This is a genomic window from Shewanella sp. SM73 (assembly GCF_025653795.1).
Lineage (GTDB): Bacteria > Pseudomonadota > Gammaproteobacteria > Enterobacterales > Shewanellaceae > Shewanella > Shewanella oncorhynchi.
Window position 1 is genome coordinate 258,083 of the sequence record NZ_JAKKRY010000004.1, and the last position, 20,084, is coordinate 278,166.

General features: G+C 42.9%; 14 protein-coding genes. 4 read left to right on the plus strand and 10 right to left on the minus strand.

What is annotated here, in order from left to right; all coding sequences use genetic code 11:
• Nucleotides 1-146: 146 nt before the first annotated feature.
• The gene (locus tag L5M51_RS08345) at nucleotides 147-1,820 is read right to left on the minus strand and encodes a diguanylate cyclase (protein WP_263172324.1); all 1,674 of its coding nucleotides are present in this window, start codon (nucleotides 1,818-1,820) and stop codon (nucleotides 147-149) included.
• Nucleotides 1,821-2,065: 245 nt separating this feature from the next.
• Between L5M51_RS08345 and L5M51_RS08350 the strand changes: the two genes are divergently transcribed.
• Entirely contained in the window at nucleotides 2,066-2,917 is an 852-nt protein-coding gene (locus L5M51_RS08350) for a DMT family transporter (RefSeq protein WP_263172330.1), read from the plus strand.
• Nucleotides 2,918-2,979: 62 nt separating this feature from the next.
• On the opposite strand, the gene L5M51_RS08355 is transcribed toward L5M51_RS08350, so the two are convergent.
• From L5M51_RS08355 to L5M51_RS08365, 3 genes are all read right to left on the minus strand, one after another.
• Complete coding sequence (locus L5M51_RS08355) at nucleotides 2,980-3,519, minus strand: YfaZ family outer membrane protein (RefSeq protein WP_028760670.1); 540 nt, start codon at nucleotides 3,517-3,519, stop codon at nucleotides 2,980-2,982.
• Between the two features lie 166 nt (nucleotides 3,520-3,685).
• Nucleotides 3,686-4,219, minus strand: a complete 534-nt coding sequence (locus L5M51_RS08360) for a GNAT family N-acetyltransferase (protein WP_263172332.1) — start codon at nucleotides 4,217-4,219, stop codon at nucleotides 3,686-3,688.
• A gap of 91 nt (nucleotides 4,220-4,310) precedes the next feature.
• Nucleotides 4,311-5,681, minus strand: coding sequence for a magnesium transporter (locus tag L5M51_RS08365; protein WP_263172334.1), 1,371 nt, complete (start codon nucleotides 5,679-5,681; stop codon nucleotides 4,311-4,313).
• 151 nt (nucleotides 5,682-5,832) lie between these two features.
• Between L5M51_RS08365 and L5M51_RS08370 the strand changes: the two genes are divergently transcribed.
• Nucleotides 5,833-6,318, plus strand: coding sequence for a glutathione peroxidase (locus L5M51_RS08370; protein WP_106651117.1), 486 nt, complete (start codon nucleotides 5,833-5,835; stop codon nucleotides 6,316-6,318).
• A gap of 1,017 nt (nucleotides 6,319-7,335) precedes the next feature.
• Here L5M51_RS08370 and L5M51_RS08375 read toward each other — a convergent pair.
• From L5M51_RS08375 to L5M51_RS08395, 5 genes are all read right to left on the minus strand, one after another.
• Nucleotides 7,336-9,189: a M1 family metallopeptidase gene (locus L5M51_RS08375; protein WP_173245966.1), complete on the minus strand. Its 1,854-nt coding sequence runs from the start codon at nucleotides 9,187-9,189 to the stop codon at nucleotides 7,336-7,338.
• A 613-nt stretch (nucleotides 9,190-9,802) separates the two neighbouring features.
• A complete protein-coding gene (locus L5M51_RS08380) occupies nucleotides 9,803-10,774 on the minus strand; it encodes a PstS family phosphate ABC transporter substrate-binding protein (RefSeq protein ID WP_113941039.1) in 972 nt (323 codons plus the stop codon).
• Between the two features lie 495 nt (nucleotides 10,775-11,269).
• Entirely contained in the window at nucleotides 11,270-12,568 is a 1,299-nt protein-coding gene (gene phoR / locus L5M51_RS08385) for a phosphate regulon sensor histidine kinase PhoR (RefSeq protein WP_105249762.1), read from the minus strand.
• Nucleotides 12,569-12,648: 80 nt separating this feature from the next.
• A complete protein-coding gene (phoB, locus tag L5M51_RS08390; protein WP_006085167.1) occupies nucleotides 12,649-13,338 on the minus strand; it encodes a phosphate regulon transcriptional regulator PhoB in 690 nt (229 codons plus the stop codon).
• A 186-nt stretch (nucleotides 13,339-13,524) separates the two neighbouring features.
• Nucleotides 13,525-14,493, minus strand: a complete 969-nt coding sequence (locus L5M51_RS08395) for a porin (protein WP_263145055.1) — start codon at nucleotides 14,491-14,493, stop codon at nucleotides 13,525-13,527.
• 291 nt (nucleotides 14,494-14,784) lie between these two features.
• Here L5M51_RS08395 and rdgC point away from each other — a divergent pair, with 291 nt between their 5' ends.
• Nucleotides 14,785-15,699, plus strand: a complete 915-nt coding sequence (gene rdgC / locus L5M51_RS08400; RefSeq protein WP_113941038.1) for a recombination-associated protein RdgC — start codon at nucleotides 14,785-14,787, stop codon at nucleotides 15,697-15,699.
• 171 nt (nucleotides 15,700-15,870) lie between these two features.
• On the opposite strand, the gene L5M51_RS08405 is transcribed toward rdgC, so the two are convergent.
• On the minus strand, nucleotides 15,871-17,682 hold the full coding sequence (locus tag L5M51_RS08405; RefSeq protein ID WP_263145057.1) for a M61 family metallopeptidase: 1,812 nt from the start codon (nucleotides 17,680-17,682) through the stop codon (nucleotides 15,871-15,873).
• A gap of 134 nt (nucleotides 17,683-17,816) precedes the next feature.
• Between L5M51_RS08405 and L5M51_RS08410 the strand changes: the two genes are divergently transcribed.
• A complete protein-coding gene (locus tag L5M51_RS08410) occupies nucleotides 17,817-19,979 on the plus strand; it encodes a tetratricopeptide repeat protein (RefSeq protein WP_263172337.1) in 2,163 nt (720 codons plus the stop codon).
• Nucleotides 19,980-20,084 lie beyond the last annotated feature (105 nt).

Here is a 20,084-nt window from a genome sequence, read left to right on the forward strand (position 1 = left end):
GTATCCCACTCCCGTGTTGTATTGACTTAAAAGGGAATAACCATTTCTGCGTCAATGCGCCTTGGATTGAGATGCCTGTGAGGCTCTGAACTGATTAGCTATTTAATGTGATTGGTATAAAACGATTATTTTAACTTTTTCAATAGCTAGCTTAAATGTAGCCTCACATCGACACCGCGAGTATCTGCATACTCTTGACGACGCTTATCCATACGCGATTGATATAAGTGAGTGTCAGCAGAACGCAACCACTCATGGGGATCTGCGACCTCAGTGTTTAACGACATCCCAAAACTACACTGGCAATCTTTAAAACCATGGCTTGCTAATTCTTCACCTAAGCCACTCAAAGCACTCTGTAATAACTGGATACCAGCAGAAGGCGTCACAATCACAAACTCGTCACCACTAATACGATAAACCTTCATGTGCGCTAAGTCTGTTGCTTGCAATAACTGCACTATCAACAGCAATAATCTATCGCCTTCTTGATGGCCGAGTGTTTCATTGACACTTTTCAGACTATCGATATTCAATAGTGCTAACGCCATCGGTTGCACGACTTTATCGGCAAATCCTAATTGTGAGTTCATATATTCGTCAAAGGCATAACGATTACCGACTCGCGTTAATCCATCTAAACGAGCCTTTTCCCATGCAATCGCTAACTCTTCAATATGCGCCTTACGTTCCTCAGCAAGTAATTTCAGCTTATTCGCTAACGCTAAGGACAGTAATAACGCATCAGCCGTGCCGCCCATCAGTGTCGCCAGCTCAGCATGTTCGATAAAATCAGGGGTTAACCCCATATTTCCGGGTAAAATAATCACCGCAGGCAACAGCAAGCAAGTAAAGGCAAGAATAAAATAACGCGCAGGAGCAAAGCCTTTCATCAAGCACACATTACCGCAGGTAATCGCTAAAGCAATCCATAGCATGATCAGTACAGAGGCAATAATTGCCGTATAGGACAACAACCAAATACTGGTCGGCAGAGCCACAATACAGGCAAACATTAAATACTGACTAAGACGCCACAGCCGCGGTGAGTAACTAGGCAACTGCAGGAAGTGCTTGTAAAACATGATATTAAAAATGGGCAAACTGATGAAAAACAGATGATGCAACTCGAGGTAATGGAAACTAAATAAGTGTGCGGGCAAATGGAAAGTCAGTGCCCAGCCACCAAAATAAGCAAATACGTAAAGGCCATAGTAGAGAAACGCTTTATCAAGAATAGAGATATAAATCAAAATATTATATAAAGCGATAAACAATAATCCGCCTAAACACAGCAGCACTGCCATTGCGAGACGGTCAGACATCAACTGATGATCCGCCACACTTTGCAATGCTATCTCAGGGGGAGAGGAGTAATAACGGCTGCTCAGCTTCACAACCAGCCAATAATCCGTGCCCATATTCAAGGTGACCTTACGGCCATAATCGAATAAAAACTGGTATGGAGCACTGTAGCCACTGTGGGCATGTTGTACGCTGCCGTCACTGCCGAGTATCCAATAATCTACGGATTCAATAATCGAATTACTTGCATCCACTACCCAGTTTGATTGACGTTGATTGACCATCACAGGTGTAATCATCCAATAATCGCCACCGGTTAAGCTGACCGAACTAGCTTCGTCGAGTTGTCCCATCCAATGGGGCACGGTTTCAAACCGCTCAGGAGGCTGTTGATCCGCTTTAGCATGGAACAAATACGGGGAGTCCAACGCAATTTCAGCGCTTAATACAGAGGGACTTAATGTCCACAAGAAAAGTAAAAAACACCCAAATAGAGTTTGTTTAAGTTTGTTCATCGGCTTATTTAGTTAAAGGGCCATAGATCATTTTTACAGCTATGAAGAAAATGCTAATGCTGTCAATCTTAGTCGATAGTTGGATTTGTAGGTTAACTTTATGGCTACATTTAGTTTTTTACAATCTATTAGGCTAAATTAGTCGGATATACCATGCCTTATGATGCTATTTTAGTCTCAAAGTCCAAACTGCGGCATGAAATTCAAGATACACCTTAATAATGACTTATTTTTGCTGGGATCCTATGCAGCCTCTATTGATGATTTTAGCCGCACAACTACTGATTGCCAGCGGTAACCTATTGGTTAAGTTGCTTGAAACCAATGCGCCTGTTTTTCAACTGGTGCTCTACAGGCAATTATTTGCCACTCTGCTTGTACTGCCTTTTGTGTGGCACTTACAGGGTAATCTTAAACTGAATCCTTTTTACAAAGTGCATCTCGCCCGCGCACTATTGATTGGACTGGGCAATGCCATTTTTATGCTTGCTATTCTGCATCTTCCGCTCGCGACAGTAACAGCCGTGATTTATACCTCACCCTTGTTACTGCTAGTACTATCGGCCATTTTTTTAAATGAACGCATTGGTTATCGACGCACGGTCGCAGGTCTTATCGGCTTTAGCGGCATTTTGCTTATCAGCCAACCAACAGAATTTAACCTGTACATAGGTTTAGCCTTTTTCGGTGCCATGACATCAGCGTTGAATAGTTTGATTTTAAAGGCCTATTCGACCCATGAACATCCTTTTTCCATGCTCTTTTGGTCTAATGCCTTTGCGATGATATTTCTGATACCTGCGACCTTATACGAAGGCGCCGAATTTAGTTTACCAGTGGCGCAAGTGGGACTGACTTTGGGACTATTTTACATTGCCATGACTTATCTCATCATCCATGCCTATCGACGTGCCGATGCGAGCCAAATGGCACCAGTAGAATATACAGGATTGATTTTTGCAGCCTTGTTAGGCTGGTGGATACTCGATGAAGAACTCAGCCTAGTGATTTTAATCGGGATTGGATTGGTCATTTTCTCATCCATATTACCAAGCTACAGTGAGCTAAAGGCGAAATGGAAAAGCCGGCGAAGTTAACCTCGCCGGCTCTTTAATTCGACATCACGATCGCAATATAGCTAAATCAATAAGCCTTGTGCTTAGAAACGGAATTTACCGCCAATATACACACCATCTTCGAAAGTAAAATTGCGAGCATCATCGTATTCGAAGGCAATCTTGCGGTAACCAACATAAAGTGCCATGTTTGGCGTTATACGGTATTGCACTTTTGAGTCTAATTCATAATGACCATCAACATTGCCAAATGACAATACAGACGGTGCATAGTAAGCCGCGGCGTGCAGTGAAATATTGGGCCCCATTGATAGTGCATAACGACCACCAACAGAAACAGCACTGCCATTGGGTGAATAGTCAGACCAAAGCTGGCTTAACTGAGCACCGACCTCAAAGTGATGCACACCCGCATCATGGGTCATGTGCATTGCACCTTGAGCGATATGGCCGCCTTCATCCGCATAGATATAACCCAAAACCGCGTTAGTATCTTTGTTCAATTGCAGTTCTAACTCAGTTGAAACCACATCGTTGTTCAACCCAAGATTAAATTCTGACGCATTCACTTGCAGCGCTGCTGCACTCAATAATAAGACACTTGCTACTCTGAACTTAGCCATAAAAAAACACCTCAATAATGACTGTGGGTAATAGCCGCGGATCATACCGAATAAATAAAGAAAATCAGCCTATTTGCGTATAAAGAGGGATTATTTGCGAGGAATATACAAATGTAAAACAAGATGAAAACACATTAAGATCTAAGTCTTTTCACTTACAACACAATTAGACCACTGGGGTACGATCGCCAACTAAAGACTGCATTATCGCTTCAGCATCGACACTAGCGCTTAAAGCTAAGTAATACCAACCCACAGTATTTCCTGTGCCACGGATACTCAAATAATTACGCCAAAACTGAAAACCTGCCTTCAATAAATTAGCTTGACTCGACGTGTTCTCGGCGCGAATTGTGGCGTATAAAATCAATATCCCTAAAGCCTTAGCCACTTCGATACGTTTTTGCGTTAAACCTTGAGCTATGCCTTGACGCCGATAATAGGGCGATACCACCAGATAACCCAATTCACCGACAGTGCCTTTATCAACAGTGCCTTTACCAACAGTACCTTTACCAGCTTTTATCGCGGCGCAACCCACTATCTCACCCTCGATAGTTTTCGCTAAGATCACCGCACGAGAATGGAAAAAGACCTGATGATCCAACGGATGAGCATTATCATCACGTCCATCAATTAATTGTGCCGCCAGCGCTAATTCTTCCGGCTTTTCACCTATAACAAACTGAATGTTATTCATATCCAGATTAAACCGTTAATGTTCCCAACATACGGTGAATGCACACCAAATTGCCGTGCATTCATCTTCCAAACTCACCCAAGAGCCCACGCTACAGATATAACAACGTCGCCATACCTAAGAAAGTAAAGAAACCCACCACATCGGTCACAGTCGTTAAGATCACTGAACCCGATAACGCCGCGTCTTGATTAAACTTCTGTAACACCATAGGCACTATCACCCCAGCAATAGCGGCAACAGCCATATTAATCAATATCGCACAGCCGATCACTATACCTATCGTCGCTTCACCGAACCACCAGCCAGAGACTAAACCTATCACTATCGCCCACAAAAATCCGTTAACTATGCCAATGCCGAGTTCGTTTTTCATTAGCGAAAACAAGTTACCCGCCGAAATCTGTCCCATGGCCATGCCACGGATCATTAGCGTTAGAGACTGGCTCCCCGCGATACCGCCCATAGAAGCGACAATCGGCATCAACACAGCTAATGCAACCACTTGCGATAGGACATTTTCAAATAAACCAATAGTCGCTGAGGCAAGGAAAGCCGTCAGTAAATTGATCCCAAGCCATACAGCACGGCGTTGAGCACCTTTCATAATCGGGGCGAACAAGTCGTCGGATTCATCCATACCCGCTGTTGCCATCAACTGCGCCTCATAATGCTCACGCACTAATGCCGTTGCGGTTCGTAGCGTCACGCGGCCGATTAACTCTCCGGACTCATCAATCACAGGCAATTCAATTTCGCGGCTGTGCTCTATCGCTTCAGCCGCTTCTAAAAGACTCGTATCGGCGGATAACGCACGGCAGTCATCAGACAAAAGTGAAATCAATAATTCATCGGGATTATGTTTAAAAATATCATAACGACGAACAGTACCTTGATACTTATCCAGATCATCAACGATAAACAAATTGTCGTTACAGTCGAGCTCGATACGGCGAAAGAAGCGCTGAGCTTGAGCAACTGTCGCCTTATCACTGAGCACCAACATTTGATGATCGGTATAACGGCCGATTTCATTCTCAGAGTATTGATCATAAAGTTCGAATCGTTGTCGCTGACGCTCTCCCATCTGAGCCAAGGCACGATCGGTAAAACTTTCAGGAAGATAATCACTCCACTCAATTAAATCTTCTGGGCTTAATTGTGCAAATAACAGATCCACTTCATTGTCAGGCATCCGCTTCAGGATCCCCATACGTGGATCGGCACGCATTAGGCTCAGCACAGTCACTCTGTCAGCAAATTCAACTTGCTGCCAACGCTCGTAACGCTCATCCAAGGGCAAGGATTCAAGCGCTAAGGCTATGGTTCCAGGTTCTGAGTCATTCAGAATTTCACTAAACACTTCAGCCTGTTCTTCGCCTTCAACTTCAGTGAGTTGTTGAACTACTTGCCCCACATCCGCTTGCATGTTTGTTTCGTATTCTGCGTCATTTTCTATCACACAGATGCCCTTTTCTTTAGCCACAAAATTGCTGTAACTATATTGATAATTAAGTAAATTAGCAAACCCACAAAATAAATTGCGCGCAATTATATTGCTGAAAATTATTTTAAGGTTTATGCTGTTTGGCTAAGATCCTACGGAGGTGAACATGACTACGAATATATACAGCCAATCAGCAACAGACATTCAAGGCAACGCGGTAAGCTTAGAGCAGTATCGGGGCAAAGTACTCTTAATCGTCAACACCGCCAGTGAATGTGGATTTACACCGCAATACAAAGGATTAGAAGCGCTATATCAAAAATACAAAGATCAAGGATTAGTGATTTTAGGCTTTCCTTGCAATCAATTTGGCGCCCAAGAAAAAGCCGATGAACAAGGCATTCAAGCCTTTTGTGAATTGAATTTTGGCGTGACGTTTCCGCTATTTTCTAAAATAGAAGTGAATGGCGAACATACGCATCCACTTTATCAATACCTTAAGAAAGCCGCTCCCGGCGTATTAGGCACTCAAGGTATTAAATGGAATTTCACTAAATTTTTAGTTAATCGCCAAGGCGAAGCAATCGAAAGATTTGCATCAACGACCAAACCCGAAGCATTAGAAAGTAAAATTGCTGCTTTGCTAAAATAATTTAATCACTATCTATTTGAAATCTTGCAATTTATAAAAATTTAGATTTATTTTAATTTTTTATGGAACTTTAACCGTACAAGGCCCCTCAAATGTATTGAACAGTGAATGTCTTTTTCATGTTCATCATCTCCCTGGGGCTTCTAGCGCAGTCCCCTTGACCTAGGAATAGGTCATTAGGCAACCATTAGGTTGCCTTTTTTTATCCCTTTATTTTATATGTAATATAAATGTAACAACTAAGTGTGGGCACTCAATATCTCTCAAAAACTTTTTTTGTCTTTTTTCTGATATCGGTGAACTTAATTAAAAATGGCGACTCTGAGTATAGGTAAGGATTAACGGATAAGATTAAATGCACCTTGAGAATGAAATATGTGAAGTCGCAGTTTCATGCACTCAAATGACACAGTTTCTGTTTTATCGCATTGAGTCGAATTGGTTGGTCGTTCATCATCATCTCCCTTTTGGGACGCAATAGAAAACACGCTAGCGCACTGAATTCTATTTGTATCCCGCACTGATTTCCTTGTGGCAACCTTAGGTTGCCATTTTTTTTACTCAAATTTCAACAAGCGCTAACGCTAGCTTATAGATTAATAAACTGACACGCGTTTAATTTTTTATCCCCATGATTTTAATGTAGAAAAAAATGTAACACTTAAGTGTGAGTACTCAGTATTCCCCAGAAAAATGTCCCATAAAATCTTTTTTAAACTTTTTGGGATTTTTTTCTGATATCAGTGAACTTAATTAAAAATGGTGACTCTGAGTATAGGTAAGGATTAACAGATAAGATTAAATGCACCTTGAGAATGAAATATGTGAAGTCGCAGTTTCATACCCTCAAATGACACAGTTTCTGTTTTATCGCATTGAGTCGAATTGGTTGGTCGTTCATCATCATCTCCCTTTTGGGACACAATAGAAAACACGCTAGCGCATTGAATTCTATTTGTATCCCACACTGATTTCTTTGTGGCAACCAATAGGTTGCCATTTTTTTTACCTAAATTTCTATAAGCTGAGTGATTTGTCCAATTGAACTTGAATCGAAGGATGATAGCCTGCACGAGCCTTTGTATAGATGTCTTTTAATTCAGAGTGATATCCCGCAATTTGTAACTCAGCATAGAGTGGCCGCACAAATTTACCGCGTCCAATACGCACTAAATAGGCACTTAATGCCGGCAACACAGGATCATAATGATTACGAATCGCGACTCGAAACCAATCACAGGCAATTTCTGCATTAGTCGATTGGGTTAATTGGAAGGTTTCATCCAGATCCATCAATTGAACTTGACTAACGACTTCAGGTAATTGGGTCAGAAAATATTGCCAATGGTGCACTCGCCAATCTTTAACGCTTAATCGGCCCGCTGCCGTTCCCTGTAGAAAACACGCCAGCGCATCATCGACTTTATCTAAACTCATGGATGTTGGTCCGCAATAGCCCTCAGGTAAGCCTTCACCATAAATCCACGTTAATAGTTCAGCTTCAGTGATTTTATCTGCGTGTAATTGCAGTAAAGTTTGTTTTGCGTACTCGACAAACACTTCGGTGGTAATGGCTTTAAACGCAAAATGATTCACATAAGTGAGTAAAAATTTATCAAACTCTACTCGCCCTAGCCTGCGCTCTAAATCATGGACAAACATCGAAGCCTTATCATAAGTAAATCGATTAAAAGCAAGATTAGGATCGTCCTGCTGCACATTAGCGGGTAAAGTTTGCTTACCCGTAGGCAAAGACGCGATTTCTTCTTTTAAGCGACCAAACTCTATTACCCATTCTAATTCTGCCTGTTCTTTTCCATAGACAGCCTCGACAATACGGTTAGTAAAATAGGTTGTGAAACCTTCGTTTAACCAGAGATCACGCCAAGTTGCATTACTGACCAAATTGCCCGTCCATGAATGCGCTAACTCATGGGCAACGGTTGACACTAAGCTTTTATCACCAGCAATGAGTGTGGGCGTTAAAAAGGCTAAACGCGGATTTTCCATTCCACCGAATGGGAAACTCGGCGGCAAGATAATCATGTCATAGCGGCCCCATACGTAAGGACCTAACAATGACTCGGCAACGTCGAGCATGTGTTCAGTATCTTCAAACTCTTTTGCGGCGGCCGCTAGCATGCTCGGCTCGGTATACACGCCGCATCTTGGACCTATCGCTTGAAAGGCAATATCACCCACAGCCAAGGCCATTAAATGGGTCGGAATAGGCTGTTCCATCTCAAAGTGAAACACACCATTAAGTGGCGTATCGGGATGATTCATCGCGCTCATAACGGCGCGCATGCCTTTGGGCACTTGCACCTTAGCATCAAAAGTGATCCGCGCCTTAGGCGTATCTTGTAATGGGATCCAACTGCGGGCATTGATCGGTTGCGATTGACTAAAGAGGTAAGGTAACTGTTTACCCGCGGTTTGCTCAGGCGCTAGCCACTGTAATCCTTGGGCAGACGGCGAAGTTTGATAGTGAATACAAACCTGCCTGCAAAGAAATGCAGGTAAAGTGATACACAATTTTTGCCCGAGTATGGGGTCAGCTTCATTAAGCACAAAGTCGAGCGGTTCTTCATCCATTTCTGTTAATGCATTCACCCCCTCTGTAGCATTAAAGCAAGTCACAGCAAGTATGGTTAGATCTCGACTATCAAGCCAAAGCTCTGTTACATCACACTCAAGAAAATCCAAGGACAGCGTCGCTTTAGCGAAAAGACGCTGCGCGTCAAAATCCACCATGACATCCAAAGAGACATGGGTCACTTGCACTTGTTCGGTATTCGCAAAAGAATGGTAATCTCGGGTTAAATCCCAAGGGGCTACATCAGCTAATGTACTCTTAGTTGGTTGCAACACTGTCGCCTCGATATTCAAGTTTTGAGCGGTATGTTCTAAATAGTGAGTTATGAGTTACCTTGCTGTGGTGACGGGCTTGATAACTTATCACTAATCATTGGGAGGTATTATCGACTGCAAATTTACTCAGAGGCAAATCGTAACTGAGCTTTAAAGATCCTTAGGAACAAGTTTTTTGTAACAGTTCATCTTTAGGTGTAGGTACCGAGTTTGCAATAGGCTATCTCTAGCTTGCTGGATTTATCGGTAGTCACAGTAGAAGCAGCTAAAATTGAGACGTGCAAACTTGGCAAAAATCGAGTCAGCCTCTTTTTATAAAAACAAAATGCAAAATTATTTAAAATATTTCGCACTTTCCCTGAACTAATTTGATGATGCTGAGTCAGATATTATGAACCGAATCTTTGTAATGAGTTTCTTCGTTCATCATCATTCTCCTTTAGATGGTTTCTAGCGCGACCGTCCCAAGATTCCGAATTGGAATTTACAGCAACCTACTTAGGTTGCTTTTTTTATGTCTTTAATTTGGTCTAAACCTGACATCATCACACATTTAAAACCACAAAAACAAAAAGGACCTCCTGAGAGGTCCTTGATTAACAAGCCGTTTGGCTTACAAGCGAATACCTACTTGCTCTAAATCTTTAGCAACTACGCTATTAGGCACAGGTACATAACCGTCTTTTTCTACCACTTGCTGACCTTGCTTAGACAACACATAACGCAGGAATTCTTTTTCCATTGGTGCTAAGTCTTTGTTTGGTTGCTTGTTCACGTAAACGTATAAGTAACGTGATAGTGGGTAAGTACCATTAGCCGCGTTTTCAGCTGTAGCTTCGATAAACTCATTGCCTTTCTTAGCGATGGCAACAGCTTTAACACCTGCAGTTTTGTAACCGATACCTGAGTAGCCAATCGCATTCAGAGATTGAGAAACAGATTGCACAACAGAAGCTGAACCAGGTTGCTCGTTTACGTTAGCTTTAAAGTCACCTTTACAAAGCGCGTGCTCTTTAAAGTAACCGTAAGTGCCCGATACTGAGTTGCGACCGTAAAGTTGAACGTCTTTGGCAGACCAGTTACCGTCTAAGCCTAAATCGCCCCAACGTTGGATGTCACTGCTACCACATTTGTGAGTTGAAGAAAAAATGCCATCAACTTGCTCAACGCTTAAGCCTTTGATTGGGTTATCTTTGTGCACGAATACGGCTAAAGCATCGATAGCTACACGAATCGCAGTTGGTTTATAACCAAAATGCTTTTCGAACGCTTCAACTTCATTAGGCTTCATCTTACGGCTCATAGGACCGAACTGTGAAGTGCCTTCAGTCAACGCTGGTGGCGCAGTAGAAGAACCCGCCGCTTGGATCTGAATGTTGACGTTAGGGTACATTTGTTTAAATTCTTCTGCCCAAAGTGTCATCATGTTGGCTAAAGTATCTGACCCTACAGATGATAAGTTGCCAGATACACCGCTCGCTTTTTCATAAGTAGGCAGAGATGGATCAATCGATGCCATCGCAGTGGCAGAGAATACACCAGCGGCTGTTAGAGTAATCGCGCCGACAAGCTTTTTCAGTTTCATTATGTGCTCCAGTAGTAAGCTAACTAATTTGTAACTTAAGTTTCTTCAGACGCAGCCAGTATCAATCGCTACAATGACAATTCTATGTCCGTGATATGACACTTAAATGACAATGCACTATTTATCGCTTTTTTCTGTCATTAATACCAATCACATTAAATATCTAATCAGTTCAGAGCCTCACAGGCATTTCAATCCAAGGCGCATTGACGCAGAAATGGTCATTCATGCAACACCGGAGTGGGATGCCTGTGTGGCTCCCGAAGGGCGGGTGATGTTAACGGCATGGCAACGCGCTTTATACTGCGTTAAAGGCTTTCGACAGAGCACCACTCTGCCTTCAAGCCTTCGCCTTGTCTAAAGCGCGTTGAATCCCCGCTGAATGAACAGATATTTAATACTATTGGTATAATAAAGACTCAATAAACCTAGAAATAAAAACAGGCCCTAATGGCCTGTTTTTATTATTTATTGTAAATATTTCACTCACACATACTATTTCTTACGTTCGATAAGATGCAAAGGGATAATAAAGCTAAAAGTACTGCCTTTACCGACTTCACTGCTGATTTTAAGCTTACTGTGATGGTGGTTAAGCGCATGTTTTACTATCGCTAAACCTAAACCACTACCACCGGTTTGCCTTGAGCGCGCACTGTCTACCCGATAAAAGCGTTCCGTTAATCGACCAATATGCTGAGCCGCAATACCTTCACCCGTATCCGTTACGCTAAAGATGGCACCCGTAGCCACACTGCACCACTGCACTGTAATTTTCCCGCCAGGTTCTGTGTAACGAATCGCATTAGAAATCAAGTTAGAACAGGCACTTCTCAGCTGTAATTCATTGCCGTGAGAATCAAGTCCAGGCTCACAATAGAAACTCAATTCATACTTATCTTGTGCCAGCGCCTTAGCTTCCTCCTTGAGCACCTCCATCAACTGCGTCATATTCACAGTGTTTTCGAGGTTAATATCCGCCGCATCTTCAATTCGCGATAACATCAATAGCTGTTCCACCATAGATTGCATTCGTCGCGTCTGCTGCTGCATCAATGCTAACGGCTTGACGTTCATCGAATCAGGCTCAGCCATGCTTTGCATCATTTCGAGGTAACCCTGTAACACAGTGAGCGGCGTTTTTAATTCATGCGACACATTGGCGACAAACTCTTTACGCATTCCCTCAAGCTGACGTATACGAGTGATATCCCGCGCAATTAACAGTAACTGCCGGTCACCGTAAGCCATGATACGGATTTCAAGCAAACGCCTATCCGATACTGGCGAAGGTAACTCCAGCGGCTCTTTGTATTGTGCGGATTTAATGTAAGCAGAAAAATCAGGATGACGGATTAAATTATCGATTCGTTGACCATTATCCTGTGGCCACACAAAACCGAGAATGAGTTGCGCTAACTTGTTACACCATAAAATATTATGCTCTGAATCAAGCACGACAGCGGCATCGGGTAACGCCTCAGCACCTTGACGAAATCGTGCCAGCAGTGCGGCCAGTTGACCGACACGTCGACGATTCTTCCCTTGAAGGCGATAAATACCGTTAAATACACCTTCCCAGCTCCCACTGCCCTGCGGCGGCGTGAGTTTCCTATCCCGCCATAACCAAAAGTTAAGCCGTGATAATTGTCGGTAATGCCAGCAAACTAACCCTAGCGTGCCGATAAAGAGTATCCAGAGAAGTTTCCCTACCAATAAACCTATTAGCGCGCAAAGCAGTAGATATAAACCTAAGCGCGTAAACAACCGATACCCTGAATAAGAGTCAGACATAAATAAACCCAAACATCAGGCTAAATAAGAGGAGCACAAGATAGCGTAAAAGCTAACTTGTGCCTAACAGTTATTCAGCACTAAATGCGTGTAGAGAAACGATAACCAGCGCCACGAACCGTTTGGATCAAGCGATCATGACCAGACTCTTCAACGGCTTTACGAAGGCGTCTGATATGCACGTCAACGGTTCTGTCTTCAACATACACATTGGTGCCCCACACATTATCGAGCAGCTGTTCACGGCTGTAAACACGCTCAGGATGGGTCATGAAAAAGTGTAATAAACGAAATTCGGTTGGGCCCATATCTAATACAGTTTCACCCACACTCACCCTGTGACTCACAGGATCGAGCATTAAGCCCTGTACATCAATGGTTTCTTCTAAACGAGTCGGTGCACTGCGACGCAATACGGCTTTAATACGTGCGACCAGCTCTTTAGGGGAAAAAGGTTTAGTGATGTAATCATCGGCGCCAACTTCGAGGCCTTTGACTTTATCTTCCTCTTCACCGCGGGCGGTTAACATAATGATCGGAATTTGGCGCGTAAACTCATCTTGCTTTAAGCGTTTCGCCAATTGAATACCACTTCCGCCAGGAAACATCCAATCCAATAAAATCAGATCGGGGTAAGGCTCCTTTAGCAGCGCAATGGCCGAATCAAAATCTTCCGCCGCAGAGGTTGTAAACCCATGCTGTTCCATTACAAAAGTCAGCATCTCGCGGATGGCCAACTCGTCTTCTACTATCAATATCCTTGCAGTCATAAGTGATTTTCTGTCAGTGAATGTCAACACGGCTATTATTAGTCATTTTTATTACAGATTTATGAATAAACACGCCGCTTGAGCCATATAGTAGTAATATTTGTCATAATAAGTTTATATAACTGTTTGTTTATAGCAATAAAAAAGGAGGCTATATGCCTCCTTAATTGAGTTTTAATGCTGGATTTAGAATTTGTGTTCTAAGCCAACACCAATGTATTTGTCATCATCTGTAGACGCTTCTAATGAACGGTTCGTGTAGAAAGCGAATAGTTTAGTTGGCTTACCTAAGCTGTAGTCTGCACCTACCGACCATGAATCACCAAGTTCTTCCATATCTTGGAACTGAGCTTTTAAAGTAACAGCATCGATATCATAGGCTGCGCTTAATAGATAGCCGTTAGCACTTTCTGCAGTGACTTCAACTGGCATAGACGTTACAGAATCAAATTTATAGGTTTGCTCTTGTTGCTGGTACATACCACCCAGTTTAATTCCGGCTAACTTAGCTTGTAAGCTGGCACGAACAATCTCATATCCAGACACATCTGAGTCATAGGCAAGAGATGCATAAACGGGTGTTTTCTTCAGTTTCGCATCACCATACATGGCAGCTAAGCTAAAACCATCTTGAGCAAATTGACCTTTTACATCATTTCCTTCGGCAACATAGGTAACACCGAATACAAAATCACCAAAGGAAGGCGTAAGGTAAGTCGCCGTTTGAGCAGCGCGAACTTCACCCTTGAACAGCTTACCTAAGTCACCTGAAAGGTCGTTAAACTGATCAACATCACCTTGAGAAATTTTCAATAAGGTATCATTACGACCCACAGAGAACGAACCAAATGCGCCTTTCAAACCAACAAATTGGTTACGTGCAGTAAAGTTATCGCTTGATGCTGCACCTGTATCAACTTGATATTCCACTGTGTAGAAAGCTTCCAGCGAGCTAGACAGCGCAAAATCACCCTTCACACCAAAACGAGAAGCATTACTTTGAATAGTTGTTGTAGCATCACCTTTCTCATCATTTGATTGAGCAGTGACATTCAACTTACCATAAACAGTCAGTGGCTCAGCGGCATTAGCTGAAGCCAGAGTTGCAGAAGCTAGCGCAGAAGCAAGTAGAGTTTTACAAAAAACGTTCATCATTTAATCCTTTCGACGTTATGTTCGTCTTGGTTATTGGTTTGGAACGACCGAAAGTTTGCAATGAATGTGTTTCAATTTTATTTCAATTGTGACCATTAACGTTGGCGTGCAAAAAAGCTGACGCGAAGCCAGGCATAAAACCCAGTAAAAATGCGGGCTGCAGCTAAGCTAATTATTATGTTACAGTTTAATGAATTCTGATCCTCAGTTAAAAATCAGCTATTGAACACAGGTTTACCCCGCCCAAACTATGCCGTAAACTGCCACTTTAATTTTCAATGGGCGCCTCTTATGTGGTTTAAAAATCTTACTCTTTATCGTTTCAATAAACCTTTTGCCGTCGAAACCGAAGCGCTAGAAACTGCGTTGGCCGATTTCACTTTCTCCCCCTGCTCAAGCCAAGATGTCAGTAAATTTGGTTTCTCAAATGCGTTAGGCAAAAAAGGCAGTTCTTTGGTCCATAGCGCTGACAATCGCCATCTGATCTGCGTGACTAAAGAAGAGAAAATTCTGCCAGGCCAAGTCATCAAAGAAGCCTTAGAAGAAAAAGTGGCTCTCATTGAAGATGAAGAAAATCGTAAACTGGCGAAAAAAGAAAAAGATGCGCTAAAAGATGAAATCATCACTAGCCTACTGCCACGCGCTTTTTCGCGCCGAAGCCAAACCCACGCCTTGATTTTGCCTGAACTAGAAATGATCCTCGTTGATAGTTCAAGTGCCACTAAGGCCGAAGAATTATTAGCGTTATTACGTAAAGCTCTCGGCAGTTTACCTGTGATCCCACTAAGCTTTAAAGCGCCAGTCGAATCCAATTTAACTGAATGGTTAAAACTTGGCAGCGCGCCATTACCCTTTGAAATGCAAGACGAAGCCGAGCTCAAATCTGAAGCTGATGAAGGCGGAATTGTGCGCTTTAAACAGCAGGATTTGAAAGAAGACGAAGTGTTAGCTCACTTAGCAACAGGTAAGCAAGTACACAAGTTAGCGCTGCATTTCGGCCAATCGATTGCACTATTATTGCAATCAGATGCCAGCGTGAAACGCCTTAAATTCTCTGAAGAATTTAGAGCAGGGAACGATGAAGTCGGCACTGACGATCCTATGGCCCGTTTAGATGCAGACTTTGCCCTAATGGGCAGCGAGTTAGTCGCCTTGATGCATGCACTCGTGGCCGCCCTTGGTGGACTCGAAGACGCACAAGTTTAAGCAGAAATCGTTAAGCAGACGAGATCTGCAATTCGCTTGTTAGACTGAGCCGTACAAGATAAGAAAAGGCGCCCCCATCAAAATAATGGTTGCGCCTTTTTTATGACGATTTTACTTTAGGTGGCTTTAAGACAAAGGCATTTAGATGCTAAAGATGAAGTCCTAACCACATTAAGCTTTAGTCGCTAACTCGCCTTTATTGTCAAATGGCCAATCAATGCCTAACCAAGTCTTGAAGAAAGCTTTTTGCTGTTTAGTCGCTTTTGCATCCCCCTTGAGCACTAGCTTACCGCTTTGCTGCTCGCCAAGGGTGAGCTGTACTTGCTTGATTTTATCGTTGCTAAATAATATCACCTCTACACTATCGCCAACCTTAAAGTCTTTGATGCGCTTATAGAAACCCGCAGCAGTCACCTTGAGACCATTAATCGCTAATACTTCATCCCCCGCAACTATGCCCGCTTGCCAAGCAGGACCATTACGCAACACTTGGTCTAACACTAAAGAGCCATGGGTACTGCTCAAGGTCATTCCCGCAAATGCCTCAGCTTTTGAATCTTTACCATAGGACAGATTTAACCCTGCCTGTGATAATAATTCTGGGAAATCTAAACTCATGGGACTATTCACATTGGCTTGCCACCAAGACGCATAATCTTTGCCAGATAAGTCTTTAAGAATGTACTGAACATCACTAACACCATAGCCTTTTGGTACGCGATGTTCTTGATATAAACGACGGTGCACATCGCGATATGAATACTTAAGCTCGGAGTCTTGAAGCAATGAAAAATCTAAGGCTAAAGAGGTTAAGTAACCCTCTGAGTAAATATTTACACTGTGGTTAATGGCATAATCGCCACTGATACTGCTCCACTCCCCAGTACTCGCCTCTGCCACAGATTGAGTTTCACGACCCGGATTGAGTTGGTTTTTCTCGACGCGCTTGGCTAAATCTTCGAGGAACTCTTTAGCTGTTATCACTCCAGCCCGCAACAGCAACTGATCTTGAAAATAACTGGTAGAACCTTCAGCCATCCACAGTAATTCCGTCATATTTTCATGTTGATAATCATAGGGAACTAATCCCTCGGGGCGATAAGCCTTCACGTTCCAGGTATGGATAAACTCATGGGATGCAGTGCTAATAAAGCGCAGGTAGTCCTTGCGTTCACGGAAACTAAAGCGCGGCAGTTGAATGACAGTAGAGTTTAAATGTTCTGTCGCGCCACTGGCACCACTCGTTGCATGCACCATATAAACGTAACGATCAAAAGGATAATCATCCCAAATCACCTTAGCTTGACCGCTTAAGGCTTTAAGATCTTTTACTATTTTGTCCGTGTCATAGTTACCTTCCCCCCAAAACACCAATTCATAGTTTTTACCATTAGCACTAAATTGTTTATGAGTACTCACACCAGTTTCAATCGGGGAGTCGATCAACACATCATAATTAGGGGCAATAAAGGAATGAGCGGCCTTACCCGATGACATCCCAGAGTAACTTTGCCAATTTTTAGGCACTTTTAATTCTACGGATATTGGTTCAGAGCGAAATTGCGGACTGTACATGAACACACCGCTAGCATCCAAATAGGCATGGCTCGCGTCAATATGGCGCACCCTTTGGCCTAATTCATTAGCGTACAATTGATAACTGACGGTAACACGGGTTGGCTGCGTGAGCGCCACTTGCCATTCACCGCTCGCGGTGCGCTTCCATCGCAGTTCATGACCTTGACTATCTTTAGCACTAAATAAGCGCACACCATCGGCCAAAGGCAATACTTGATATTTGCCCGTCCGCCACACAGGGAGATTCACCGTAAAATCGTTCGTCTTCACTTCAGGAAAAGTGACACTCACTTGGGCAATATGGTGTTCGGGTTTAATAAGGTCGATTTGGTATTTCACATCGGCCAATACTTGACCCGAAAATAATGCGCTCAATATCAAGATTGATAGTCTGTTGGGTTTCACTCTTGCTTCCTTCTGTTATTATGCTTCTTATGATTTTTCCAAGTATAACAAGTCGATGTAGCATCCTCATTAGGCGCTAACAAAAGCTAACAAAATAAGTTCCTTGACTAAAGGAATGAGGAATCACAGTTCAAATGCAAAAACTCACGGTTATTTTATTTACTCTGTTGCTGTCACTGCCTTTTACAGTCCAAAGCCGAGATCTCGAAGCGGATGAGGTTGAGTTAAGAGAATCACCGCAGCAAATGTATGATGCACTCAACAAAACGATTTCCTTTCCCCTCGCATTTCAAAACCGTGACCAATTTGAGCGCGCAGCCCAAGAGCAAGGCTACAATCCACTCGAATTTGAACAGATTTTGTATTTACTGGCCCGCCTCAATATGGAGCCAAACGTTAAAACCAAGGTCGATTTTCAAAACGCAAAAAGCTTGATTGAACTCCTATCGACTGCGGCGCAATCGCCCTACGAACTTGCCATGGTCGCCATGTTAAATGGCCGTTACCTTGGCCGTACGGAACAGAAATATCAAGAAGCGATTGGTCTTTATAATGAAGCGCTCACCCGCATCAACGACAGCTATGACATCGAAGCATTAATTCTTAAACACAATATTCATGAACATCTAGGTGGCTTACATTTATTGATCCGCCAAGAAGTGCCAGCACTGATGCACTTCCACACATACCGCGACATTGCCTATAAACTCAGAAACGATTATTTAATCGCGGCGGCTGAAGCGAGGCTTGGCTTTTATTACAACTTTAATCAGCAGCTTACAAAATCATTACAGCATTATAGTGAAGCGATTCGGATCTCCAATCGTTCTAATTACCCATCAATGAAAACCAATCTGCAATTACAACTTTCAAAGGTATACCGTGATTTAAAGCAGTGGGATGAAGCGCTTAAAAACGCTCATGAAGCCGCGGCTGGCTTTAAAAAAATGGGCAATGACACTTATCTTTCAAGTTGTATGACAGTGATCGCTATGGTCTATGGCGAACAAGGGGATTGGCATAAAGCGATTGATTACTACCTAAATGCCCAGCAATTAGATGCAAAACGCGGTAACTACATCGCACAGGGGCTTAATTTCCATAATTTAGGACAAGCCTACTCAAATATTAAAGACAATGTTAACGCCCTAAAATATTTACTGATGGCCAATCAAATATTCAAAGAAAAACAAAGCCATCACTATCAAGTTTATAACGAACTCTTAATTGGTGAAATCGCCCAAACCAACCAAGATTGGCCGCTGATGATGGTCCATGCCGATATCGCATTAGCACTCGCGGTCGATTTAAAACTGGTCGATGAACAAAAATCCGCACTCACCCTTATCGCCTCGGCGGCGCAAAAATTAGGTGAATTATCAAAAACCATCGATGCCCAAGCCCGTATCATTGAGCTAAGTAAAAAGCCTGCGGAGACAGATAAAGACTCCCCAGTGTCGGCCTCTGCCCTTGCAGAGCAACAGCTTAAACTTGAGCTCAACATGCTACAGGGAAAACTCGTTGAGACAGTGAAAGAAAGCAACAACACTCACACGCTACTGCTCATTTGCAGCCTTATTGCCGGACTCTTGCTGCTAGTGATTATTTTCATGCTACAAAATCGCCGCAAAATAACGGCTAAAAACGCGGCATTAACTCAATTAACGCTACAGGAGCCCTTCACTCACAATTTAGGGTATGCCGCATTATTAGCGCACTTAAGCCATAATCAAAGTCAGGAATCCACAACGGCACTCGCGATTATCGCCTTCCCCACCCAACTTACGGCGGATCTGGACTACGGCCAATATTTTAGTGATGCAGTAACAGCGCAAATTGCCAATCATCTAACGGATGCACTCGCAGCATCTGTTTATGTGGTACGCCAAGGGGTATTTGCGGTTCGGTTCACGCAACCTATTGAGCCGAAACAAATACTCAGCCAAGTACGCCTGAAACTCGATGAACAGCAAATCACACATCATTTCCGTCTTGGCTTTGCGCATTTGCCACTTTTAGCGAAATCAGAAATTAAAATGGCCGCGAAATTAAAATTTGAAACAGTGCAGATGGCGCTTGCCTGTGCCCGTAGTTTAGGTGGCAATAACGACTATTATGTCGCTCTCAGAGCCCTCGACTTTGTTCCTTTGAGCTTATTTGCAAATCCGTTATTTTTACACCTTGAAAAAGGCATTGAGCGTGGATTAATCAGATTAGAGACCAACGGCAATAAAGAAGATATTCGCTGGCCTTGCTGGGAAAATAACCAAGATAGGCAATTATTGGAAAATATTTGATCAATATCGGTAATTAATCACAGAGTCACAGGCAAATCGCATTTGCACTCTACGCCCAGTGTTATAACATTAGTATCATATGAGTTAACAGCTAATCTGGACATA